We start from the raw sequence: 26776 nt of genomic DNA on the forward strand, positions 1-26776 counted from the left end.
TATATATTGTATATCCACTTATAAAATAGGTATTGTTTGACTGAAAATTTATAATTATCAGAACAAAACACCCATAATGGTTGGATTATTTATATGATACCAAGCCATAGAGCGTAGCTATTAAAGAGGTTGCGCAGGGTATTAGAGTTTCGTATTCTATCATACGTACTGCCTTTATATTAATAGAAATCAGATAAACAGCATGATGCAAAAATACATTCATAACATATACCTACATCCAAATTAATCTTTCTTTAAGAGAGTTGACTTTATCTGCTGTGGTGTACGCAATCTGCTGAAAAAGCAAAAAAAGACTTCAGCATCGTTTTATTTAATACCATTTATTCATTTTCGCCTCCATAAATAACTTTATTTTATTGCCTTATGAAAAGAATACTCCTTTTATTATTGATCTTTATTTCATCCTTTAGCAGTGTTGCGCAGGCAGATTTTATCACTGTGTGGGACATGAGCATACTCGTTAGTCAACCCATAAACGCAGATAGGATCCGATTCAATATGACGGCTACCGCACCGGTAGCCTATACCTGGACAGCATCGGGTGGCAGCATCGGCAGCGGCAGTACCACAACGGGTATCATCACAGGATTGCCGGCCAATCAGATTATTACCCTGCGTATGGATCCTGCTCATCTCAAAACCTTCTCGTTTAGTAATGCAAATCCCTCAACCACCACTGAAGCACGCCTCATAAATATAACCCAATGGGGTACCGTGGCGTGGAGCAGTATGAAAAATGCTTTTACAAAAGCGGTTAATCTCAACATCACGGCTACAGATGTACCTGATCTGAGTGGGGTAACCGATATGAGCAATATGTTTGCGGGTTGCAGTTTACTGAATGGCCCTGCCAATATCAACAGTTGGGATACTTCCAATATAACCAACATGTATGGTATGTTTGGAACAGCTACCAATTTTAACCAAAATATCAGTAGTTGGGATACTTCTAACGTGACCAACATGAGCACTTTGTTTAGCAACACTCATGCTTTTAATCAAAACATTGGCAACTGGAATACAGCAAGTGTTACCAATATGGCTCAGCTGTTTTACAATGCCAAAGCATTTAACCAGGACATCAGCAACTGGAATACGGCTAACGTAACTTTAATGACTATGTTGTTCGGAGGAGCTACCAATTTTAACCAAAACATTGGCAACTGGGATACTTCAAAGGTAATTGACATGAGTTATATGTTTCAGAATGCTATTTCTTTTAATAAGAGCATTGGTACATGGAATACTGTAGAGGTAACCAGTATGTATAGCATGTTTGAGGGCGCTACTGCCTTTAACCAAGACATCAGCAGCTGGAATACCGCTAAGGTAACCACTATGCGCAATATGTTTAACAATGCTACAGCCTTTAACCAAAATCTGGGCAGTTGGAATCTTAGTAATGGTAGTGTAAATATGCTGTCTATGTTAGACAACTCAGGTATGGATTGTGCCAGTTATTCGGCTACGCTGATGGGCTGGGCGGCAAACCCGAATACGCCAGTCTCAAGTAGTTTAGGTGCTATTGGCAGACAATACGGTACCAATGCTCAGGCGGCAAGAAACACACTCACAGCCACCAAAAACTGGACGATAACAGGCGATAGCAATAGCGGTACAATCTGTACGCCGCCACTGCCGTTTATCACCGTATGGGATATGTCAAAACCCGGCAGCAGCTTTAATGATCAACTTACCTTTGGCATTTCTTATAGCGCTCCGGTTGCGTATAGCTGGACCGCCTCTGGTGGTAGTACCGGCAGCGGTACCACAACAGGCACTATTACAGGTCTGCCTGCCGGCGAGATCATCACACTAAGTCTGGATCCGATCAATCTGAAGACGTTTCGTATGGCGGTAACAGCTAATACAAGTACACCATTAGCAGATGCTACGCGCCTTACAGATGTACTGCAATGGGGCTCTAACAAATGGGAAAGTATGAGCTATATGTTTACAGGCTGTGAAAATCTCGATATTTCCGCTACTGACTTACCCGATCTTAGCGCTACTACTACTATGGAAGGGATGTTTTTTGGTTGTAAAAATCTTAATAACCCAGCCAATATAAACAACTGGAACACTTCTGCCATAACCAATATGAGCAGAGTGTTTTCCAATGCCTCAAAATTTAACCAAAACATCGGCAGCTGGAATACGACTAAGGTAACAGACATGAGCAATATGTTTAGTAATGCCTCTCAATTCAACCAGAATATCGGTACCTGGAATACATCTAACGTAACCACTATGTCATCTATGTTTTCCGGAGCTACGCTTTTTAATCAAAACATCGGCAGCTGGAATACCGCTAAGGTAAACAATATGGGAAGCATGTTTTCTTTTGCCTCTAATTTTAACCGAAATATCGGCAGCTGGAATACCTCTCTGGTGAAAGACATGAGCAATATGTTTTCCTCTGCTAATGGTTTTAATCAAAACATCGGCAATTGGGATACTTCTAAAGTAACCAATATGACCGGTATGTTTAATAATGCCTATGCCTTTAATCAGGACATCGGTAACTGGAATACTTCAAACGTAAGCAGTATGTTTTCCATGTTTAGCAATGCTTATTCCTTTAATCAGGATATCAACAACTGGGACACTTCCAAGGTTGCAAGAATGAACTATATGTTTAGCAGTGCTTATGCCTTTAATCAGGACATCAGCAGCTGGGATACATCCAAAGTAACCAATATGACCAGTATGTTTGAGCGTGCCTATGCTTTTAATCAGCCTATCGGTAACTGGGATGTTTCTATGGTAACCGATATGAGTTATATGTTTTCGGAGGCAAGTGATTTTAACAAAGATATCAGCAGCTGGAATACGGCAAACGTAACCACTATGAGCAATATGTTTAGAAATGCTGCTGCCTTTAACCAAAATATCAATAGCTGGAATACAGCAAACGTAACTGATATGTATGCGATGTTCAGAAGTGCTGCTGCTTTTAATCAAAACATCGGCAGCTGGCAGCTCAACTCTGCTGTAAACATGAATAGTATGCTGCTGGGGTCACGTTTAGACTGTGACAATTATTCCGCTACCCTTATGGGCTGGGCAGCCAACCCAAACACTCCCAACAATCGTAATTTAGGATCGACCTCTTTGTCCTATGGAAATACAGCAGCAAATGCACATACTCTGCTTATTGCTACCAAAGGTTGGACTATTCTTGATGACACCAATATAGGAGACTGTCCTCTGCCGTTTATTTCGGTATGGGATATGAGTAAACCGGGGAGTGGCACGAATACCATCAGTTTCTACCTTACAACTCCTGTAAGCAAAAATATTTCTTATTCATGGACGGCAACCAACGGTAGCACCGGTAACGGCTACTTATCTTCTCTGGGTAATCTCATATTTGTAACCGGGCTTCCTGCTGGTGAGCTTATTACCCTAAGCCTGTCATCAGACAACCTTAAAACCTTTTCTATAGGCAACAGTACTGACAACCAACGTCTGATTGATGTAATACAATGGGGAAATGCAAAATGGAGCAGTATGCAGAATATGTTTAACCAATGTATCAATCTTACCATCTCTGCTACCGATATGCCCGATCTGAGTCAGGCAACCAGTACAGCAAGTATGTTTAAAGGATGTTTATTACTTGATGGTCCTCTTAACATCAGCAGCTGGAATACGGCAAACATAACCGATATGAAGAATATGTTTGAAAATACTGCTGTATTTAATCAGGATATCAGCAGCTGGAATACCTCCAATGTAACCAGTATGTCGCAGATGTTTCAAAATGCTGCCGGTTTTAACCAGAATATTGGCAACTGGGATCTTAGCAATTGTACAGATATGCAGTTTATGTTAAACAATTCGGGCATGGATTGTATCAATTATTCCGCTACACTGATGGGGTGGGCAGTAAACCCGAATACACCAAATGCCATTTCTTTAGGTGCTTTGGGCAGATCTTATGGTACCAATGCCGTTTCGGAAAGAACCACACTTACAACTGCTAAAGGCTGGACTATCACAGGTGATAGCAACAGTGGTGCAGCCTGTATTCTGCCAAAGCCGTTTATTACCGTATGGAATTTATCGAAAACTTCGGCTACTGCAAATACGCTTAATTTTCAGATAACGGGTACTGCTCCGATAGCCTATACCTGGACAGCATCAGGTGGCGGTAGTGGTAGCGGTACTACCACAATAGGTATTATTACAGGATTACCAGCAGGTGAAATCATCAGGCTGAGTATGGATCCTGCTTATCTCAAAACTTTTAAAAGCAATTCAATTGATTTGGTAAACATCGCTCAATGGGGTACCGTGGCATGGAGCAGTATGAACTCTGCTTTCAGCAACTGTTCTAATCTCAATATTACTGCTACAGATGTGCCTGATTTAAGTGGGGTAACCGATATGTCTAATATGTTTAAGTGGTGCAGTTTGCTGAATGGTCCTGCTAATATCAACAGCTGGGATACCTCTCACGTAACCAGTATGAATAGTCTGTTTGATGCTGCTTTTGCCTTTAATCAGCCTGTCGGCAATTGGGACACTTCTAAGGTAGTCAGTATGAATGGTATGTTTAATTATGCAATCGCCTTTAATCAACCTCTTGAAAATTGGGATACCTCTCAGGTGACAGATATGGGAAGTATGTTTGAAGGAGCTACGATATTTAACCAGAACATTGGCAGCTGGGATACGGCAAATGTACGCTATATGAATAGTATGTTTCGGAATGCCACCGCTTTTGACGGGAATATCGGTAGCTGGGATACCTCTAAAACACTCAATATGGGCGGGATGTTTTTTGGTGCTGCCGTTTTTAATAACGACATTGGTAGTTGGGATACCTCTCAGGTGACAGATATGGGAAGTATGTTTGATGGAGCTGCCACTTTTAATCAAAACATTGAAAATTGGAATACAGCAAACGTAACGAATATGATCAGTATGTTTGATGGAGCTACTGCTTTTAACCAAAACCTGAGCAACTGGCAGCTTCATAATAATGTAGACATGAGTGGTATGCTCAACAACAGTGGTATTGATTGTACCAACTATTCTGCGGTTCTTATAAACTGGGCAGCGAATCCTGGAATACCTGCTACACGTGTTCTCGGAGCTGCAGGTTTACAATACGGGGCCAATGCTGTAACAGCAAGAACCACACTCACCAGTACCAAAGGTTGGACCATAACAGGTGACAGCAACAGCGGAAGCAGCTGTAAACTTACCCAAGCCATTACCGTAACAGATATGACCAAAACCTATGGTGATGCCCCTTTTGTACCTAACGCAACGGCAAGTTCGGGACTGGAAGTCAGCTACGAATCTACAGATAATAGCATAGCCGAAGCTTTTCAGGACAGTACAGATGCCAACAAATGGAAACTCAAAATACATAAGGCAGGCATTGTAAATATCATAGCAAAACAGGCAGGAAACAGTCTTTACGAACCTGCTCAGGATGTAACTTTTATACTGACCATCAATAAAGCAGCATTAAGCGTTACAGCAGATGCCCAGACCAAAGTATATGGGATGGCGGATCCGGTACTTACTTATCAGACAAACGGATTGGTAAATAACGATACACAGGCAGTGCTAAACGGTACACTTTCCAGAGTAGCCGGAGAAGCTGTAGGAACTTATGCCATCAATCAGGGCTCTCTAACTGCTGATAACTATACCATCACCTATACCGGAGCTGATCTTACCATTACCAAAGCAAGACTGGATATTGTGGCAGATGCAAAAACCAAAGTATATGGTACAGCCGATCCGACATTGACGTATACGGTAACCGGTTTAGAAAATGGTGATACCACCGCAATCATCACAGGTAATCTTACAAGAGCCGCAGGTGAAGCTGTGGGTACCTATGCAATAGATCAGGGAACATTAGATGCTGCCAACTATACCATCAACTATACGGGAGCTGACCTTACCATTACTAAAGCAACACTAAACATTGTTGCTGATGCAAAAACAAAGGCATACGGAACGGCAGATCCTGCACTGACTTATACCGTAACCGGATTTGAAAACGGAGATGATATCAATATCATCACAGGTTCACTTTCCAGAACGGCAGGTGAAGCGGCGGGAACGTATCCTATAGATCAGGGAACATTAGACGCTCCAAACTATACCATCAACTATACGGGAGCTGACCTTACGATTACTAAAGCAACGCTGCACATTGTTGCCGATGCAAAAACAAAGGTTTATGGAACCTTAGATCCGGCACTGACCTATACGGTAACCGGATTTGAAAACGGGGATGATGTAACAATTCTCACAGGAGCATTGACAAGGGTAGCAGGTGAAGCAGTGGGTACCTATGCGATTGAGCAGGGAACATTAGACGCTCCAAACTATACCATCAACTATACGGGAGCTGACCTTACGATTACTAAAGCAACGCTGCACATTGTTGCCGATGCAAAAACAAAGGTTTATGGAACCTTAGATCCGACACTGACCTATACGATAACCGGATTTGAAAACGGGGATGATGTAACAATTCTCACAGGAGCATTGACAAGGGTAACAGGTGAAGCAGTGGGTACCTATGCAATAGGTCAGGGAACATTAGACGCTGCCAACTATACCATCACGTATACGGGAGCCGACCTTACCATTACCAAAGCTACGCTGCACATTGTTGCCGATGCAAAAACCAAAGCATACGGAACGGTAGATCCGGTATTGACGTATACCGTAACCGGTTTAGTAAATGGAGATACTAACGCTATCATCACAGGTAATCTTACAAGAGCAGTAGGTGAAGCGGTTGGTACCTATGCAATAGGTCAGGGAACATTAGACGCTGCCAACTATACCATCACGTATACGGGAGCTGACCTTACCATTACTAAAGCAACACTAAACATTGTTGCTGATGCAAAAACAAAGGCATACGGAACCGTAGATCCGGCATTGACCTATACCGTAACCGGTTTAGTAAATGGAGATACTAACGCCATCATCACAGGTAATCTTACAAGAGCCGCAGGTGAAGCGGTAGGTACCTATGCTATTGCTCAGGGGACATTAGTTGTAAACGGGAACTATAATGTGATCTATACCGGAGCTGATCTTACCATCACCAAAGCAACACTAAACATCGTTGCCGATGCAAAAACAAAAGTCTATGGAACAACAGATCCGGCATTGACGTATATCGTAACCGGTTTAGTAAATGGAGATACTAACGCCATCATCACAGGTAATCTTACAAGAGCCGCAGGTGAAGCAGTAGGTACTTATGCAATAGGTCAGGGAACATTAGACGCTGTCAATTATACCATCACGTATACCGGAGCTGATCTTACGATTACTAAAGCAACACTAAACATTGTGGCTGATGCTCAAACAAAAGCATACGGAATGGTAGATCCGGCATTAACGTATACCATAACCGGTTTAGTAAATGGAGATACTAACGCCATCATCACAGGTAATCTTACAAGAGCAACAGGTGAAGCAGTTGGTACCTATGCAATAGGTCAGGGAACATTAGACGCTGTCAACTATACCATCACGTATACGGGAGCCGACCTTACCATTACCAAAGCAACATTGAACATCGTTGCCGATGCTCAAACAAAAGCATATGGTACAGCTGATCCGGCATTGACGTATACCGTAACCGGTTTAGTAAATGGAGATACGGACACAATTATCACAGGTAATCTTACAAGAGCAGTAGGTGAAGCGGTTGGTACTTATGCAATAGGTCAGGGAACATTAGACGCTGTCAACTATACCATCACGTATACGGGAGCTGATCTTATTATCACTAAAGCAACGCTGAATATTGTTGCCGATGCAAAAACCAAAACATACGGAACGGTAGATCCGGCATTGACCTATACTGTAACCGGTTTAGCAAATGGAGATACTAACGCCATCATTACAGGTAATCTTACAAGAGCCGCAGGTGAAGCAGTGGGTAGCTATGCCATTGCTCAGGGGACTTTAGTTGTAAACGGGAACTATAACGTGGTCTATACCGGAGCTGATCTTATTATCACTAAAGCAACGCTGAACATCGTGGCAGATGCTCAAACAAAAGTATACGGAACGGTAGATCCGGCATTGACGTATACCGTAACCGGTTTAGCAAATGGAGATACTAACGCCATCATTTCAGGTAATCTTACAAGAGCCGCAGGTGAAGCAGTGGGTACCTATGCAATAGGTCAGGGAACATTAGACGCTGCCAATTATACGATCACGTATACAGGAGCTGATTTAATAATCACTAAAGCAACGCTGAACATCGTTGCCGATGCAAAAACCAAAGCATACGGAACGGTAGATCCGGCATTGACGTATACCGTAACCGGTTTAGCAAATGGAGATACAAACGCTATCATTACAGGTAATCTTACAAGAGCAACAGGTGAAGCAGTTGGTACCTATGCAATAGGTCAGGGAACATTAGATGCTGCCAATTATACCATCACGTATACGGGAGCCGACCTTACCATTACCAAAGCAACATTGAACATCGTTGCCGATGCTCAAACAAAAGCATATGGTACAGCCGATCCGGCATTGACGTATACCGTAACCGGTTTAGTAAATGGAGATACTAACGCCATCATCACAGGTAATCTTACAAGAGCAGTAGGTGAAGCAGTGGGGACCTATGCGATTCTACAGGGAACATTAGACGCTGCCAATTATGCCATTAATTATACCGGAGCTGATCTTATTATCATTGATGTATTCATGGTAAGTGCATTTACACAATCTGATATTACCTGCCATGGAGGTAACGACGGATCTGCTTCTGTAACAGTAATCGGAGGAGCTCAGCCATACACCTATTTATGGACACCTTCGGGAGGTACGGCTGCTATAGCAACCGGTTTAACAGCAGGGAACTATACCGTAACCATTACCGATGCAAATGGTGCAGTAATCACAAAAGATTTTACACTTACAGCACCACCGATAGTGTCGCCACCGACAGCAGATACGCTTCAGAAGTTCTGTGTTTCCGGAAATCTTACCATTAGTGATCTTCAGGTACAGGGTACTCAGGTAAAATGGTATGCAAGCGCAAATGCCCTGACAGAACTTCCTCATACAACTATTTTAGTAACGGGAACTACTTATTATGCTTCGCAAACCATCAACGGTTGTGAAAGTTCACAACGAAAAGCAGTAACCGTAGTGCTGAATTCTACAAATGCCCCGGTAGTAAATCCGTTTACGCTATGTGAATCTGCAACAGTAGCCGATTTACATCTTGTAACACCAACCGGCGTATCCTATACATGGTACACAACACCAACCGGAGGTACTGCACTTACACAAGATACAGTTCTTACAACCGGAACCTATTATGTAGAAAAAATACAGCAGGGATGTGTTTCACAACGGGCAGCAGTAGCAGTGAGCATTCTGGACAGACCCGCATCACCTACAGGATCAACCATTCAAAGCTTTACAGTTGAGAGTATCGGAGAAGCAACGGTTGCCGATTTGGTAATGGATCAGAACAATATTGTATGGTATATTACTTATGAAGATGCCATGACAGGTACTAATCCACTGGTGGCGATAATGCCTTTAGTAGATGGACAAACTTATTATGCGGTGATTTTGGGTACAAACGGATGTCCGAGTTTACCTACAGCAGTAACAGTTGATATTACATTATCTACAGATGAATTTGATAAATCAGGTTTGAAGTATTATCCTAACCCAACCAGCGATATTCTCATTATTGAATACAAAAACAGTATTGATCGGGTAACGGTATACAACCTGTTAGGTCAGAAAGTACTGACTCAGGAAGCCAACAGCAAAGACGTTCAGTTAAACATGAGCGCACTGGCTAACGGAAGTTATATGATTGAGATACGTTCTAAAAAACAAACACAGTTTATTAAAGTAGTTAAAAAATAACCTTTTTCTATTCTCATTTCAAAGACCTGTCGAAACCGACAGGTCTTTTTTATAAATCCAAATCGTCAATTTGAGTTAAATTCAGGCAAATTTTGTATCGTAAAGTGTATGATTTATAGCATCAACTCCATTTAAAATTCTGAAAAGAACTTCAGAGCGGAGGGGTATAAAATGAATATAAACACTTTATTGGATTGGTGAAAAATTATATAGCCTATAGTTTCTTCTTGTTTATTTACAATCATATTCTACTTTTATACTCTTTTCAGTCTGTCATTTATTTAATCAATCCGATAGTTTATACAAACAATCCAAAATTTGCCAGAGGAAAAAAAATGTAAGACTTTTGCAAAGTGAAATTCGCTACCCTTATATTATCATTATTCATGCTTTTCAAGCCCATACTTCCGGTTGCGGAATATGTGGTACTCTATGATTATATAAGAAACGAACTCTGTGTAAATAAAGACAGACCTGAACTGAAGTGTAATGGTAAATGCCATCTGAAAAAAGAAATGGCTAAGGCATCTGATTCGGAGAATAGTAAAGAAAAACACCGATTTTCTTCAGCTGAAAACCAGATTGCTGTTTATCACCAAATTATGTACTACCCTAATCCGATATTCTTTTTACAGGAACTATCCAAAAAAATACTTTTTGGATATAATAGTATCTACACGTTTTCTTTTTCTGAATTAATCTTCAGACCTCCTGTTGTTTACTCATCTTATTCTTTTATTTTTTTATCATAATCAGGTAGTATGTACCCGATATGCATTGCTATGCTTTATTTATAGCGCAGAATGCAATATGTTATTCCTGATGAATAGAAGACAGAATTTTTCTACAGATCGATTTACAGCGATGAATATCAATGTAATAATAACATTGCGATAAGCTACGCAGTCAAATACAGGCTATCGTATTACCAAATGTTTTGCAATTGATATTTACTCGTATCATGTTGATCTGTTGTTTATCAACATTTATTTAATTAAAAATGAAAATATTTCATCTTTTTGTAGCAGCAATAGGTTTGGCTGTCACAACTTCGTGCACACTTGATAAAACGGATTTTGAAGCCGAAATCAATAAAGATGTCACAGAGTTTTTTGAATTTAAAGAAGTTACTTCCTTTAACAGTGGTCCCTACAAAATAAGTATTGAAGCACTCAATGGAACTTTATATAAAGGGTATAATGAGATTCGTGTAAGAATTTTTGACAATCAGTCTCAGATGCTGAATACTTCGGAGGTAACTTTTCTTCCTTTACATACCGGTTCCGATAACATTGCCACATCATGTCCTCACCGACGCCAACTGATTTATGAAGAAGAGGGTAAGTATTATTCCGGATATGTAGTATTTACAAGTGTCAGTAATGCGATGGAAAACTGGAATGTATACATCACTTTTACAGATCAGTATCAAACGCATAACGAAAAACAGTTTGTAACTGTCAAAAACCAAACGAATATGAATTTGAATATGACAACATTTACAGGCAATGATGGAGTAGAATACTGTATTGCATTAGTGGCTCCTCAAAAACCTAAAGTGGCAGAAAATGAATTGATAGCAGGTATTTATAAATACAACCAGTCAGTTACAACTATAGAAAACTATCCTGACCCTTCACAATTTTCGTATGCTGAAGCAAGTGATTATACCCTGCTTATAGATCCGAGAATGCCAGAACCCTCAATGGGAAATCACTCATCGCCTAATAATGTAAACTTAACCCAGCACAATGACGGATTATACCATGGGGTAGTCAATTATACCATGACAGGGAACTGGACATTGAATTTTATTATGATGGACCCTAACGGACAGGTAATAAAAGGTACTCAGGTTCCTTCAGATTTTACACCGGGTATTGAAGGGGCTAAAAGTGAACTTTTTATAGATATTTTATTCTGACATAATGAGATTTTTTACCCTGTTGATGTTTTTTTTAGGAGTGTATGTACATGCTCAAAATACAGAGAATGATAGTTTATCGACTGTGTTGGAAGAAATAGAAATACATACAGTAACCAAAAAGAAAATAGAAACCGAGATGAAAATGGCGGTTTCTGTAGATGAATTTCTTGCTTCTTCCGATCAGATCAGTTTCATCAAACGCGGTGCTTATGCATGGGAACCATTACTTAATAACATGAGTACGGAACGCTCAACTGTTACTATTGACGGAATGCATATTTTTGGAGCATGTACAGATAAAATGGATCCGGTTACCTCGTATGTTGAAAGTAATAATTTATCAGCAATAGACATCAAGTCCGGGCAGGAAGGAGGAATGCATGGGGCAACTGTAGCCGGCAGCATTGACATGAAAAGAAAAACAACGGCATTCAGTGAAGACAAACAATGGAATGGTGGCTATCAATCCGGGTTTGAATTTAACAACAAGCAGTTTTTCAACCTCGGAAATGCATCATACACGAGCAATAGATTTGTGGCTGACGCAAGTATTGGTCATCGAAAAGCGGAGAATTATTCAGATGGTAATAATGTGGAAGTCAACCATTCTCAATTTGAAAAATTCAATACCTCATTAGCAATGTCCTATAAGACAGGTCCGCTGTCCGCTGTGCGGGTTGATGCTATTTTTGATGTGGCAAAGAATGTTGGTTATCCGGCACTTCCAATGGATCTTTGGTTGTCAAGAGCGCTCATAACTTCTGTTTCTTATAAACAATTATTTGAAAAGGGGCTCGTCAGAGCCTGGGATACCAAAGTCTATTTTAATACAGTAGAGCATTATATGGATGATACCAAACGGTCCGAAAATCTGGTACATATGGATATGCCGGGATGGAGTACTACCTATGGACTAATCTCAAAAATTGACCTGAAAAAAGATAATTATGGTTCTGAAATTCAACTTAATGCTTACGACAACCTGTCGATAGCAGAAATGCGTATGTATCCGCAGGACAGAAGCAAACGTACCATGTTTGCATATAGCTGGCCATGGGTTACTACCCGTTATGCAGGACTTTCCATGAATAATTCATTAGAAATTTCTGAAAAAAGCCATCTAAATTTCGGTGGTTCTTTAGGAGTCAATTATAACCGTTCCAGATATGCAGACTTTAACTGGATTTTTCATCCGGGAGCTCCTCAGGAGAAAACCCGGTTTCTGCCGAGTTTGTATGCAGGTTACAATGCTGAGGTTCATTTGTTTCATTTCTCTGTCGGAGGCGGATATGGTCATCGTGCACCCTCAGTTTCTGAAGGGTATGGTTATTACATCTACAATAGTTTTGACCGATACGATTATATCGGAAATCCGGATTTAAAAAATGAAATTTCCTATGAAATTAATGCGAGTGCAGGCTTTAAAAATGACAGATGGAGTGTTGAGACAAAAGCCAATTACTTTTATATCAAAGACTATATCATCGGAAGAATTTTAAGCATGGGAAGTCCAATGAATTATCAGTCGGTTGGTGTGAAAGGCTATACTTCACTGGAATATGCGACACTTTTTAATTTTTCACTCCAGGCAACCTATGATATTTTGGAACATCTGCATTGGAAGGGAACATTGACTTATGCGCGTGGTAAAGACCATAAAGGAGGAAATCTGCCTTTTATTCGTCCGTTGAGTTATCAGGCTTCTCTTCAATACCATTACAGAGATTTTAGTTTTCAGACCTCTGTGAACGGTGATGGGAAACAAATTAATTACAGTCCTGAATACGGAGAAGATTCAACAGCTTCTTATATCATTTGGAATTTATCAGCCGATTATACGTTTTATGTCCAGAATTTCAGGACTGTATTTCAGGCAGGTGCAGAAAATTTACTGAACCGATATTACAGTACTTATGCCGATTGGGGCAATATTCCAAGAATGGGACGTAATGTTTTTATGTCCTTAAAAATCAATTTTAACTAAAAAATAAATACAAATACATTAAATTTTAAAACCATGAAAAATCTAAAAAAATACCTTTTGTCAGCTCTTGTTTGCTTCATTTTTATATCGTGTAACAGTGATGATGCTCCCGTAGCCAATAATGTGACTTTGTCATTTAAAAACACCTTTGGTAATACCGAAATCATTTTGGGAGGAGCGGCATCTGCTTCAGCAACTGTAAACACTTCTGATGCGGGACAAGTGCATCATTTCTCAGAATTAAAATACGTAATCAGTAACATTCGCCTTGTAAAAGCCGATGGTACCGAAGTACCTTATCATGTAAATGATTTAGACAAAGGAGCCATGATTATTGACCAGTCACAAGCGGCTTCTTTACAGTATATAATGCGTAATATACCATCCGGAGAATATCGACAAATCAAATTCGGATTAGGGGTTAGAAGCGACATCAATACGTTGGATCAGGTACGGTTTCCGAAATTCTATGCAGCAGCCGGAGCCAATGATACAGAAATGATGTGGGAGTGGGGAACAGGCTACCGATTTACTAAAATAGAAGGGTTTTATGATGGAGATCATAAGCCAATGTCGATTCATACCGGAAGTACGGTTGAGGGTACCAACGGGGATCCGTCAACCTATACGCAAGGTGTAGATGCTTACAGAAATATTGTATTAGACCTGCCACAAAATGCAATAGTAGGAAGCAAAGCACCAAGAATTGCAATAAAAGCAGATTTCCATCAATTGTTGAGCGGTAAAGCCAATTCCATTACCTTATCAACAGGAGAGGGGATGGATGATAATGCAACGCCTAATATTCACACAGCTGTTCAAATGATAAAATTTGTAGATAATTTGGGAGGAAACGGTACAACTGATAGTAAAGGTATGTTTTCAATTCTTAACGTCGAAAATTAATTCAGTGAATGAGCCGTCCATCATGGGCGGCTCTGTTAAAAGCTATTCTATATACATACTAATGAATGTTTTTTTTAAAATATTGCCTCTTTTATTAATGTTAATATCTTGTACCAGTGATGATTATGAGCAAGTCTCTTATGAAAACCCTGAATTGATATTTACGGTTCCTGCAGGTTTCCCACAGCTGAATGCTTCAGTATATACAAACAAACCTACAAAATATGGTGTGATATTGGGAGAAAAACTGTTTCATGAAAAACGTTTTAGTGCAGACAATACTATTTCCTGTGCCAGTTGCCATATTCAGGCATCTGCTTTTGCAGACCATCACGCACAGGCTGTTGGTATCCAAAACAGAATTGGGCTTCGGAATACACCTTCTATTCAAAATCTTGCTTTTATGCAGTTTTATAATTGGGATGGCAGTAAACTAAGTTTAGAAAATCAGTCGATTGTGCCTATTATTACACATGAAGAAATGGATTCATCTATTCTCGAAGTCATCGGTAAGCTTCAAACCGACCTTACCTATAGAGTTCTTTTTCAAAAAGCATTCGGAGACGACCAGATTACTCCTGAACGCATTTATAAAAGCATTGCTCAATACGAATACACCTTAATTTCTGCTGAGAGTAAATATGATAAAATAAAAAGAAATGAAGGTTTCTTCTTTACGCAAAGTGAAGCGAAAGGATATGAGGTTTTTCAGCAAAAATGTATAAGCTGCCACAGTACAGAATTATTTACCGATCAGACTTTTAGAAACATTGGTTTTCCTGTAAATACAAATTCTAATGAAGCAGGAAGAGCACGGGTTACCGGTAATCCCGAAGAGTATATGAGTTTTAGAGTACCGTCTTTACGCAATGTAGAATTTACCGCACCTTATGGTAGCTTCGGACAGTTTGCCACACTAAGAGAAGTCCTCGATTATTTCGATAACGGAGTTATAGCAGCGGATAATTTAGATCCTATATTAAAAAATAACAACAATAGAATTCCACTTACTGAAGAAGAAAAAGAAGCTCTTATTTCCTTTATGAAAACACTAAGTGATTTGAAATTTACAGGACAATAGAATTTTAAAATATTTTTTCACATCTTGTACAGCGGACATTTGTTACTAACATCTGCCCGTTGTATTTTACAACACTTCCTCTTTTTACGGAAGTTTTACTTTGAAAATTTTATAGGGCAGACTTGCTTTGTCTTTGCCTTCATTCCATTGAGGCAAACGGTTTACCTGCGCACACGAAAAATATAAATATCCGTCACTACCGATGCCTAACGAATCGGGCCATATCAATTCTTCATCCTGTATGAGCGTATGTAACTCACCTTCAGGCGTAAGATATTTTATAGAATAGTCCATAGAAGAAGTCAGATAAATATTCCCTTTTTTATCTGCAACCATTCCGTGGCATACAGAGGTTTTTCCCATATTTTCCACATAACCAGACAATTTTTCAGCAGATAAGTTATGATCTGCCAGATAGCGGGTCTCAATCCGATACAAATAAAGCGTATTTATCGGGCGGTAATAAAAATATTTATTGTCTTTTGTAAGAGCAATACCATTGACATTGGACTGAAATGGGTTACCATTTTTATCCCTCATCTCTTTACCTTCATAAGAGAGTACAAAATCTTTTTCCGCTACTGTTGAGGGATCATTTTGCAATACTGTTCTTGTTTTTCCTGTTTTTAGATCGAGAATAACGATAGCACTTTGACCGGGATCCGATAAGTAAGCCAATGCTTTTTCGGTATCAACCCGGACATCATTTAAAGCTGATTTTGAGCGGTCTAAATCTTCAAAAAGATATACTTTTTTAACCCTATTGGTCTTAAGCTCAATTTGTAAAAGCTTGAATTTACCCTCCTTATCCTCCTTTTTGTCTTCTCCGAAAACAGAATTTTTAGAAGCAGGCTTAGAGTCCAATATCCATAAATAGTCATCGGTATCAACATAAATATCCTGAACATTTACAAAATGCTCTGTTTCATTTCCTTCTGTACTATTCCACTTCATATCCGGATAAGCGATCTGTCTGCCCGAAGTGATTTCCGCCAGTCCGTATTTATACGGCTCTTTGTTAGGAAATGAGACAAATAGCCTGTTATCACCGGAAACACTCACACCTATAGGCTGATGAGCTCCCGTTTCTGCTACTGTAATGAGACCTTCTGTGTTTTTTATATTATTTTGAGATTTCATCATAAAAGTACCTATAAAGCATATGAATGTCGTTACTGCATTTAATCTCATGGTGTCTATTTTATCATTTCATAAATTTATACATTAAAGATGAAAACTGAGCTGTAAAACTGCGTTTATGAAAATATTTCATATATATTCCTTATTTTTGACGACATGTTTTAAGGGGTGCCATGATCTGGTTATCAGTGGCTGAGAACAGACCCTTTGGATTTTAATGGGTTCAAACACCTGATCAGGATAATGCCTGCGTAGGGAAAAAACAAAAATTATGATAACAGACTGGATCACCCTTTTTTCAGAACAACTTAGAAATACCTCTTATTTAGAATGGTTTGCCGTGCTTTTCAGTTCATTGCAGGTCGTTTTTGCCCAAAAAAACAGCATCCTTACCTATCCGTTTGGTATTCTCGGTACTTTACTCAGTATTTTCCTTCTATTTGAAGTAGCATTATATGCTGAGTCTTTCTTAAATCTCTATTATTTTATCATGAGCATATACGGATGGTTGAACTGGAGTAAAAACAAAACAGGATTTTCACTTCCTGTCACACATGCTGGAAAACAGGATTGGTTATATACGGGTTGCATAGTTGTAGTGGGTTGGCTGGTTCTATATCTCATTTTAAGCCGTTTTACAACATCTGATGTACCGGTTTGGGATGCAATCGTATCTTCATTTGCCTGGGCAGGTATGTGGCTCATGGCCAAACGCAAAGTTGAAAACTGGATATTACTAAATATTTCCAATTTTATTGCTGTTCCATTATTATTTCACAAAGAAATATTTATTTATGCCTTATTAACAATATTTCTTTTCATTGTAGCCTGTTTTGGCTATTTTTCATGGAAAAAACAAGTACAATTAGCAAAATAGAATTATAAAAGCAAGTCCTTTTAAGTTGTTTGTTTTTTAACATTTGTGATTAAAAAACTTTACAAAATGTTAATATATTTTGCAGTAATAACAATTTTAGATTTATAATGTTATATTTGTTTTCCTTATAAAAACACTTTAGAATACTACAACAACAAATTAGCAACAAATAATTAGTAATAGTATGTTTAAATATTTTGCATCCGAAGTATTTAAAGAAATCCATTTTGAACATGATTTTCGTCTCAAATATGCGATTTCTAACTACGGAAGAATGGTAAGCTATCGTGATAAAATTGAAAACGGAAAAGTTTTAAAAGGAAGCTTTACAGAAGGGTTTAGGGTGTTCAAATACCGCTCAAAGGAAGGAGAAAAAATAAAATACCACAATCGCTTTTTTTATAAGTTAGTGGCGGAGTATTTTTTAGAAAAACCAAAAGAAGATGAAGTTCATCTGATTCACAAAGATCATAATATACAAAATGATCACTACGAAAATTTGGAATGGGTAACAAAGGAAGTTTATTATAAACACCAGCAAAGCAATCCAAAATTTATAGAAAACATTGAAAAATTAAGACAGTATAATAAAATTGACCGCTTGACCAAAGATGGTAAAAAACTAACCATTACGGAGGTTATCCGTTTAAAGAAGCGGTTGGCGGATCCGAACCGAAAAACCAGAATGAAAATGCTGGCCAAACAATTCGGAATTTCCGAGATGCAGGTTTACCGTATTAAAAACGGAGAAAACTGGGGACATATCAAAATATAATAAGCAAAATGGCAATAAATACATTATTGCCATTTTATTTATATTCTGCATAGCAGTATGTAAATTTCTTCAGACTAAAATCAGAAAGCCTGATTTGCTGAGTGTGTTTTTTGATAGCTGCTATTTCAATAGAAAAAGATTTTTTGAAAATAGATCCTCCGGTTATTAAAGTATGGTATTCACCGTTTTCACCACACACATCACATGAAGGAGATAATGTATCTATTAAATTTTTAGTAAGTTTTTTGCCGACATAAGAGCAGGGCAATACGGATTCGTTAGTTACAATAATGACTGTTTCGAGTTCTGAATTAAAAAAAAGTTTCATAACGTTTTCAGATGTTAAACCGCCTAAAGGAAAAATAAGTTCCATACCCAGCGGATCAAAAAGTACTTTTCTATACGGCAGTACTTCCTCCACATTAAGATCACCAAATACAAAAGCTGTAACACCCTGTTTTTGAAAAAAAACAATTGTTTTTTGCATGTTACTGTTATAATCTGTGAGATCATTTTGTGTAAGCATTACAAAGTGAATAGGAATTTCTAAAGCATCTGCCTGTTTTTTCAGAATTGATTTAGGAATAAAATGCACACTCGAAGCTTGCGTTTCTTCGTAAAGGGTAGTCAATAAACAAACCACTTCATAAAGAGGATTTTCTAAAATAAGTTTCAAACTTAATGCAGCATCTTTTCCGCCGCTCCAGCTGACCACAACTTTTTTTTTCGTCATAAATGAAAAAATAAAACAGTTTACTACAGATGAATATAATTTACACTTACTTTACAGTAAAAATAATATAACAAAATAAGTAACTGTAAAGTTGCGTTATTTTATGTAAATAAAATAGAAAATTATGAAGAGACTTCTCATTGCACTAAAATATACAGCGTATCTTATACTGGGGTTTGTTGCCTTACTGCTTATCTATATTTTTTGTGAATTTCTCTTATCAAGAAGTACAGTGAATGAGATACCGTCAGCAGAAGAAAAAACCATAACCATGTACTTGCAGTCCAATGGCGTACATACTGATTTAGTATTTCCGGTACACCATCCACAAATAAACTGGAGTACTGTTTTTTCTTATGAAAATACAGTAGGCAAACAAACGGATTTCAGATATGTAGGCATCGGCTGGGGCGACAAAGGCTTTTATTTAAATACACCGGAATGGGCTGATCTTACCATTTCTACTGCTTTGGTAGCGGCAACCGGTATGGGAGAAACAGCATTACATGTAACGTATCAAAAAAACATACACGAAGACGAATTGACAAAAAAAGTATTGATTACCGAAACGCAATACAAGAAGATGATTGAGTTTATCATGAGTTCGATTGATATGGATGCTTCGGGACAACCAATTTATATAAAAACAGATGCACAGTATGGGAAAAATGATGCTTTCTACGAAGCGAAAGGTTCCTATAGTATCTTTTATACCTGTAATACCTGGACAAATAAAGCCATGAAAATAGGTGGATTAAAATCAAGCAGATGGGTAGCTTTTGACAAAGGAATTCTTTATCAGCATCATGAATCAATAAAAAAATAAAGAATAATTTAGAACATTAATACAATATAATAAATATTTTTGTTCCTTCATTGCACTAAATCATTACGTATGCGTTTAATCAGTATTCTATTACTCTTTACAATAGTTCTAAATCCCTTTCAGATACTGAATGCCAAAGATCCTATTGCTATTTTTAGAGAAGATAAAACCCCTCTCATCATTATCAATGGTTACTATGTAAAGTATTCAGAATACTTAAAATTAAGACCGGAATACATAGAAAAAATCATTACCCTTGAAGGGGAAGAGGCTATCGCTTTATTTGGAGAAAAAGCAAAAGACGGAGCTATTGTAGTGACGTTAGTCAGTAAATACAGAGGCGCCATTTCTTCACAAGATAAGGCAGATGCTGAAAAAATAGCTTTGGCTGAAAACATCAGTAAAAAAAAGCAGGAAGAAGAAGCGAGATTGAAAGCAGAACAGGCTAAGAAAGAAGAAGAAGCGAGATTGAAAGCAGAACAGGCTAAGAAAGAAGAAGAAGCGAGGTTAAAAGCAGAGCAGGCAAAGAAAGAAGAAGAAGCGAGATTAAAAGCAGAGCAGGCAAAGAAAGACGAAGAAGCGAGATTGAAAGCAGAACAGGCTAAGAAAGAAGAAGAAGCCCGACTAAAAGCAGAACAGGCTAAAAAAGATGAAGAAGCGCGGTTAAAAGCAGAGCAGGCTAAGAAAGAAGAAGAAGCGAGATTGAAAGCAGAGCAGGCTAAGAAAGACGAAGAAGCGAGATTAAAAGCAGAGCAGGCTAAGAAAGACGAAGAAGCGAGGTTAAAAGCAGAGCAGGCTAAGAAAGAAGAAGCCAGACTAAAAGCAGAACAGGCTAAAAAAGAAGAAGAAGCGAGGTTAAGAGCAGAACAGGCTAAGAAAGACGAAGAGGCAAGGCTAAAAGCAGAACAGGCTAAAAAAGAAGAAGAAGCGAGATTGAAAGCAGAGCAGGCTAAAAAAGACGAAGAAGCGAGATTGAAAGCAGAGCAGGCAAAGAAAGACGAAGAAGCGAGATTGAAAGCAGAACAGGCTAAGAAAGAAGAAGAAGCCCGACTAAAAGCAGAACAGGCTAAAAAAGAAGAGGAAGCAAGGCTAAAAGCAGAGCAAGCTAAAAAAGACGAGGAAGCGAGATTAAAAGCAGAGCAAGCCAAGAAAGACGAGGAAGCGAGACGAAAAGCAGAACAGGCTAAAAAAGAAGAGGAAGCAAGGCTAAAAGCAGAGCAAGCTAAAAAAGACGAGGAAGCGAGATTAAAAGCAGAGCAAGCCAAGAAAGACGAGGAAGCGAGACGAAAAGCAGAACAGGCTAAAAAAGACGAGGAAGCAAGGCTAAAAGCAGAACAGGCTAAAAAAGACGAAGAAGCGAGATTAAAAGCAGAGCAGGCTAAGAAAGATGAGGAAGCGAGATTAAAAGCAGAGCAGGCCAAGAAAGAAGAGGAAGCAAGGCTAAAAGCAGAACAGGCTAAAAAAGACGAAGAAGCAAGGCTAAAAGCAGAGCAGGCTAAGAAAGATGAAGAAACAAAGTTAAAGGCGGAAATAAAAGCAAAAGCTGAGCAACAAAAGCAAAAAGAAGAGGAAGCGAGAAAAGCCAGTCAGGAAGCATTGGAAAAGGCTAAAAAAGAAGCTGAAGCACAAAAGAATAAAGCAAATCTGGATATGGATATGAGCATCAACTTCAGAAACGAACTTCAACAAGATTTTTTACGTTCCATCCGTAATGAGAAAGTAAAAAAAGTGATTGTTGATGGCAAAGAAGTAACCAAACAGGAGGCACTTAAAATAAGTATATTTGATGTAGATACCTCTATTACTACTTATAACAGTGACAAAACGGAAGGAGTACTTGAAATACGGATGTCTAAATCTTCCAGAAAATAATATAAAAACAAAAAGGCTGCATTATTATGCAGCCTTTTTTATTTCTTCAATTAAAAATTGATTATTTTACTTTCATTCGATTGTCGTTAGAATCCCGATCAATCAATTTGTTGTAAGGATCTACACCCACTTCAACCGGTTTTTTATCTACGATGATAGAAACTTTATTATCAATTTTATTGATTTTATATTTCTTGTTATACAATTCATCATCAATTTCAAAAGCCCCTTGTCTTTTCTTTTCTCCGAAGACACCAACTTCAATATAGTCATTCATCGGATAAGAATGTATGGTTTCCCTGTCATTTTTATACGTCAGCGTATTTCCCTGTTCATCTTTATAAATGGATTCACCTTTAGGAGTAGAACGATATTTCGAAACTAAAAATTCAATATCTACCTGATATTTTCCGTTAGATAATTTTTTAGTAGAAACACTTTTAATCTTATTGTCATACAGTGTAATGGTTTCAAACATATCCTTAATTAAATATTGCAGAGAATCAGGTGTTGCACGTCTGATATGGTCAACAAATTCGATAGAGTTCGTATAAGGAGCTTCCTGAAAAGCCACTTCATTCACATATCCTTTCAGAATGTTATTAAAGTTTTTCTCTCCTAAATAATCACTCATTGCATACAATACAAGTGAACCTTTGTTGTAATGTATATACTGCTGATTTTCATTATACATCAACGGATTTTCTTCTTTCCATTCTCTGGTTCTTCCGGTCAGATAATCGTTTAATGCATCTTTAAGGAATTTTCTCATCTGGAATTTTCCGTATTTATGTTCCAACACTTTTAAAGAACTGTACTCTGAAAGCGATTCAGACATTAAGGTAGCTCCTTTAACATTTGCTCCGATTACCTGATGTGCCCACCATTGATGTGCCACCTCATGAGAAATAACGGAGAAAGGATAATCTACCGCATCCGGATTGTCTTCATCTACCTGTGCAATAAAACCGATGGCTTCAGAAAATGGAATAGTATTGGCAAAAGATTGTGCAAATGATCCCATTGTATTTGGAAACTCAATAATACGTACCTGTTTGTGCTGGTAAGGACTGAAATTTTCAGAGTAATAAGCCAAAGAACGTTTCATCGCTTCCATCATTCTGTCCAGATTATATTCATGTCCTTTCAGATAATAAATCTCAAGATTAATATCTTTCCATTTATCTCTTTTTACCTCATAACGGGCAGAATTAAAGGCATAGAAATTCAACATTTTTGAATCCATTTTATAATGGTAATACTTTCTTCCATCCTTAACCCATTCTTTCTGAAGATATCCAGGTGCAATAGCAATCTGGTCTTCATCAGTACTCACTGTTGTTTCAAAAGTAATCCAGTCAGCTTCTTCAGAGATATACGTATTTTTACGGGCATTCATATCATCTGTTGCTGCCATGCGTTCTTTAGGCTTGAGATTGTATTTTTTACGCACATCATTGTCACTCAATTCACCGTTTTCAGAATAACCGAAAGAAGGGAACATACTATTATTGATAAAGGTTCCGTTTTCAATAACCGGCGAGCGGTCGTTCAGGAATGTATTTGGCAAATTCTGTACTTTGAAATGAACAGCTATACTATCACCCGGCAAAAGCGTTTTCTCTAACTTATAAATATCAAAATTAAGAACTGTATCTTTTGATACCAGTTTGTTTGGTATATCAAAAGTAATAGAGCGTAAGTTTTTCTGGTAATTTACCAGCAGTGTATCGATAGGTTTGTCAGATTTGTTAACCATGATATACTGTACTTCTGCATTGTAATTTCTTTCTTTTGGAAATAAATTCATATCCACTTTTACATCCACAATACGCGGTTGCGGATATGTTTCATATTTCTTGTATTTTCTTTCCCAGTCCACCTGCTGTAATTCATAATCCTGACTTGAATAATGAGGCTGTAAAATGTTATCATTATAATAGATAGCATATCCCAGACCAATGAAACCAATCAGACTGATAAATGCAGGAACCATGATAGGTGCTTTCATTCTTTTAAAAGCTATTTTTATACGCTCTTTTGCTCCGGCAAGAATACCTCTTCTCCATAATAAAAGAGTGATGGCATATAAAACACCTGCAAACAATAACCAGTACAGTTTATAGATAAAATAGTCTCTGACTACTCCATATCCGTTCATATCGGAGTAATAGTATCCGGGATCTGAATTGAAGTGGAAAATTGCCTGTTCAATTCCGATCTTGCTCAAACTGCTTAAAATAAACAGAGAAACAAGAATAACGAAGAATCCGATCAAATAGTTTTTGAAAAAAGACTGAATAAACAGCGAGTAAATAATGACAATAATCATATCAACCATCATAAAGATGTAAAACTCCTGTAAGTAATGCAATAATTCAAAATTATAGTATCCGTAATAAATCTGTATAGCAATACTGGCCAGAATTGTAATGAAAAATACGACTACTGTCATTTTAACCAATGCCAGAAATTTGGATAATAACAGCGTCCAGTTAGGAATCGGTGTAGAATCTATAAGAAGATTCATCCTGCTTGTAACTCCGTTTTGAATCAGTACGCCTGCAAACAGATAGATAAGTAAGGAGTTAAAAAATATGGCATTTCCTCCGAATGCTTCAATGATCTTCCAGGTAACCGGATAGGTATTTGTTCCATAAATCAGTCCTAATGTAAAGCCTGAAATCACAATGAAAATAGCTAAAATAATCATGATGGTAATAAATACCCAGTTTTTAGTAATGACAAGAAAATCAAAATTGGAAAGACTCCATGCATTCTTCAGATTCTGTCCAAAGGAATAATTATGAGTTACTTTTGATAAATTGATTTTTATGATACTGCCGAAATTGTTCTTCACCAATCGGCTTCCTTTTTTCTTACGTTTAATCGTAAGCGGAGAATGGGAGAAACTAAATGAAAAATAAAGCGCTGTAAGAACTAATAACGATACACCCATCCAGATCAGTCGGTTATAGAGAATCACACCGCTGAGAGGAATGCTTTTCGTGTTTTGTTCTTCAATAGTCCAGTATTTGGTTACATACATCAGAGCTTCACTACCAAAAGGTTCAATCAGTGCTGTTATGTATTTGTCATCGTAATCTTTCGTTACATTGGAAATAAGCCCTTTGATGATAAAGACAACAATCACAAAAATAAACCCGATATACACATTTCGTGTCAGCGTAACCAGTGCAAATATGATACTTCCTACCAAAAGAATGTTGGGTACCACAAACAGAATGTACGTTTGAAAATAAGCCCATAAATTGACAGGTCCTAAAAGATTTTGATTTGCAAAAGGCAAAACAGAAGCTAACAGAAATCCTAATCCTACTGAAAATGTAATGAGTATGGTAATAAATAACCCACTCAGAAACTTACCAATCAGATAATCAAACTTGGTGTAAGGATAAGAATATAAAACGGTATGCACATTGTATTTAAAATCCCGGTACACGGTAGCACCGATAATCGTAGGCACAATAAAATACACCAGTTGCGATATAGCACCGATAAAACCATTGATACTCAAAGGAGAGTTCATAACTGTATTAGATGCGGTAGTAGTCGATAAACTGTCAAAATATCCGAGCGCACTTGCCATGATCGCAAAAGAGATGGCGAAGAATATTGCCATATACAGGTAAAAAGATAGGTTCCTGAACCATCTTTTAAATTCAAAAGAAAAAATGGTTCCTAACATTACAGACGATCGTTTTTAAGTGTAACAAAATAAACATCTTCCAACTGTGGTTTTGCCATCACAAATGTTTCATTAGGCTGTGTTTCACTGTACACACGGATATTAAGTGTATTATCCTGATTAAAGTTTGAAGAGATGATATTAAAATCTCTGGCAAAATCATCAAGCTCACTTCTTTCGATGATGCGCATCCATATTTTACCGTCCAGTTGTGCTTCAGCGTCAGTTGGCGTACCTCTGTACAAAATTTTTCCGCCATTCAGAATTCCGATTTCTCTACATAATTCTCTTACATCATCAACAATGTGTGTAGAAAAAATAACCGTATGATTGGCTCCTATTTCACGTAATACATTCAGGAAACGGTGACGTTCTGCCGGATCCAGTCCTGCTGTAGGTTCATCCACAATAATCAGTTTAGGATTGTTTAGTAGCAATTGCGCAATCCCGAAACGCTGTTTCATACCGCCGGAATAACCGCTTACACTTTTATTTCTTACATCCCAAAGATTGGTTACTTCCAATACTTCTTTGATGATTTTTTTACGGTCTTCTTTAGAGGAGATTCCTTTTAACTGAGCAAAATAGTTTAGCAGTCGTTCTGCCGACATATTTGGATATACTCCGAATTCCTGTGGCAGATATCCTAATACCTTTCTCAAAGCCATCGGATTATTTAATACATTAATATCCCCGAAATGAATTTCTCCGGAGTCAGGTGACTGAAGCGTAGAAATCGTTCTCATCAAAGATGATTTACCGGCTCCGTTAGGTCCCAATAGACCAAACATCCCAGCTCCGATTTCTAAATCAACATTGTCAAGTGCCATCACTCCATTCTTATAGGTTTTTGTCAACCCGCTTATTTTTAGTTTCATAATTATGATTTTTTATTATAGGTAGCTAATTTTTAATAAACGTTACAGCAAAGCTGTTTTTATTTTCAAAATCCCTGATTTTCTCAAAGTTTTCCTAAAAAAAACAGTTAAATTTTGATTTGTGATATATTCTTTTAA

The 26776-nt window shown here is 38.0% G+C and carries 15 protein-coding genes; 11 read left to right on the forward strand and 4 right to left on the reverse strand.

The features are described 5' to 3' along the window. Positions 1 to 384: 384 nt before the first annotated feature. From QW060_RS04360 to QW060_RS04390, 7 genes are all read left to right on the forward strand, one after another. Positions 385 to 9930, forward strand: coding sequence for a BspA family leucine-rich repeat surface protein (locus QW060_RS04360; RefSeq protein ID WP_290362430.1), 9546 nt, complete (start codon positions 385 to 387; stop codon positions 9928 to 9930). 194 nt (positions 9931 to 10124) lie between these two features. Then, entirely contained in the window at positions 10125 to 10271 is a 147-nt protein-coding gene (locus QW060_RS04365) for a hypothetical protein (RefSeq protein WP_290362431.1), read from the forward strand. A gap of 45 nt (positions 10272 to 10316) precedes the next feature. After that, positions 10317 to 10682, forward strand: coding sequence for a hypothetical protein (locus tag QW060_RS04370; protein WP_397386086.1), 366 nt, complete (start codon positions 10317 to 10319; stop codon positions 10680 to 10682). A gap of 248 nt (positions 10683 to 10930) precedes the next feature. Next, a complete protein-coding gene (locus QW060_RS04375) occupies positions 10931 to 11854 on the forward strand; it encodes a hypothetical protein (protein ID WP_290362433.1) in 924 nt (307 codons plus the stop codon). A gap of 25 nt (positions 11855 to 11879) precedes the next feature. After that, on the forward strand, positions 11880 to 13841 hold the full coding sequence (locus QW060_RS04380) for a TonB-dependent receptor domain-containing protein (protein ID WP_397386087.1): 1962 nt from the start codon (positions 11880 to 11882) through the stop codon (positions 13839 to 13841). 33 nt (positions 13842 to 13874) lie between these two features. Beyond that, complete coding sequence (locus tag QW060_RS04385; RefSeq protein WP_290362435.1) at positions 13875 to 14747, forward strand: MbnP family protein; 873 nt, start codon at positions 13875 to 13877, stop codon at positions 14745 to 14747. A gap of 61 nt (positions 14748 to 14808) precedes the next feature. Next, positions 14809 to 15828 carry a cytochrome-c peroxidase gene (locus QW060_RS04390; protein ID WP_290364691.1) on the forward strand — a complete coding sequence of 340 codons (1020 nt, stop codon included), beginning with the start codon at positions 14809 to 14811 and terminating at the stop codon, positions 15826 to 15828. Between the two features lie 84 nt (positions 15829 to 15912). On the opposite strand, the gene QW060_RS04395 is transcribed toward QW060_RS04390, so the two are convergent. Next, on the reverse strand, positions 15913 to 17019 hold the full coding sequence (locus QW060_RS04395; protein WP_290362436.1) for an SMP-30/gluconolactonase/LRE family protein: 1107 nt from the start codon (positions 17017 to 17019) through the stop codon (positions 15913 to 15915). Between the two features lie 220 nt (positions 17020 to 17239). Between QW060_RS04395 and pnuC the strand changes: the two genes are divergently transcribed. Both pnuC and QW060_RS04405 read left to right on the forward strand, forming a co-directional pair. Beyond that, positions 17240 to 17845 (forward strand): nicotinamide riboside transporter PnuC, encoded by a 606-nt coding sequence (gene pnuC / locus QW060_RS04400; protein ID WP_290362437.1) that lies wholly within the window; start codon positions 17240 to 17242, stop codon positions 17843 to 17845. A 184-nt stretch (positions 17846 to 18029) separates the two neighbouring features. Next, positions 18030 to 18620 carry an NUMOD4 domain-containing protein gene (locus tag QW060_RS04405; RefSeq protein WP_290362438.1) on the forward strand — a complete coding sequence of 197 codons (591 nt, stop codon included), beginning with the start codon at positions 18030 to 18032 and terminating at the stop codon, positions 18618 to 18620. A 34-nt stretch (positions 18621 to 18654) separates the two neighbouring features. Here the strand turns inward: QW060_RS04405 and QW060_RS04410 are convergent, their stop codons facing one another. Beyond that, entirely contained in the window at positions 18655 to 19353 is a 699-nt protein-coding gene (locus QW060_RS04410) for a Dph6-related ATP pyrophosphatase (protein ID WP_290362439.1), read from the reverse strand. A 124-nt stretch (positions 19354 to 19477) separates the two neighbouring features. On the opposite strand from QW060_RS04410, the gene QW060_RS04415 reads away from it, so the two are divergent. Both QW060_RS04415 and QW060_RS04420 read left to right on the forward strand, forming a co-directional pair. Next, positions 19478 to 20179, forward strand: coding sequence for a TIGR02117 family protein (locus tag QW060_RS04415; protein WP_290362440.1), 702 nt, complete (start codon positions 19478 to 19480; stop codon positions 20177 to 20179). 39 nt (positions 20180 to 20218) lie between these two features. Continuing rightward, entirely contained in the window at positions 20219 to 22051 is a 1833-nt protein-coding gene (locus QW060_RS04420) for a hypothetical protein (protein ID WP_290362441.1), read from the forward strand. A 61-nt stretch (positions 22052 to 22112) separates the two neighbouring features. Here the strand turns inward: QW060_RS04420 and QW060_RS04425 are convergent, their stop codons facing one another. Together QW060_RS04425 and QW060_RS04430 are read right to left on the reverse strand one after the other, a co-directional pair. Next, positions 22113 to 25760: an ABC transporter permease/M1 family aminopeptidase gene (locus tag QW060_RS04425; RefSeq protein ID WP_290362442.1), complete on the reverse strand. Its 3648-nt coding sequence runs from the start codon at positions 25758 to 25760 to the stop codon at positions 22113 to 22115. Beyond that, positions 25760 to 26638 carry an ABC transporter ATP-binding protein gene (locus QW060_RS04430; RefSeq protein ID WP_290362443.1) on the reverse strand — a complete coding sequence of 293 codons (879 nt, stop codon included), beginning with the start codon at positions 26636 to 26638 and terminating at the stop codon, positions 25760 to 25762. Before QW060_RS04430 ends, QW060_RS04425 begins: the two co-directional genes overlap by 1 nt. Positions 26639 to 26776 lie beyond the last annotated feature (138 nt).

It is taken from the genome of Paenimyroides ceti (genome assembly GCF_030409925.1).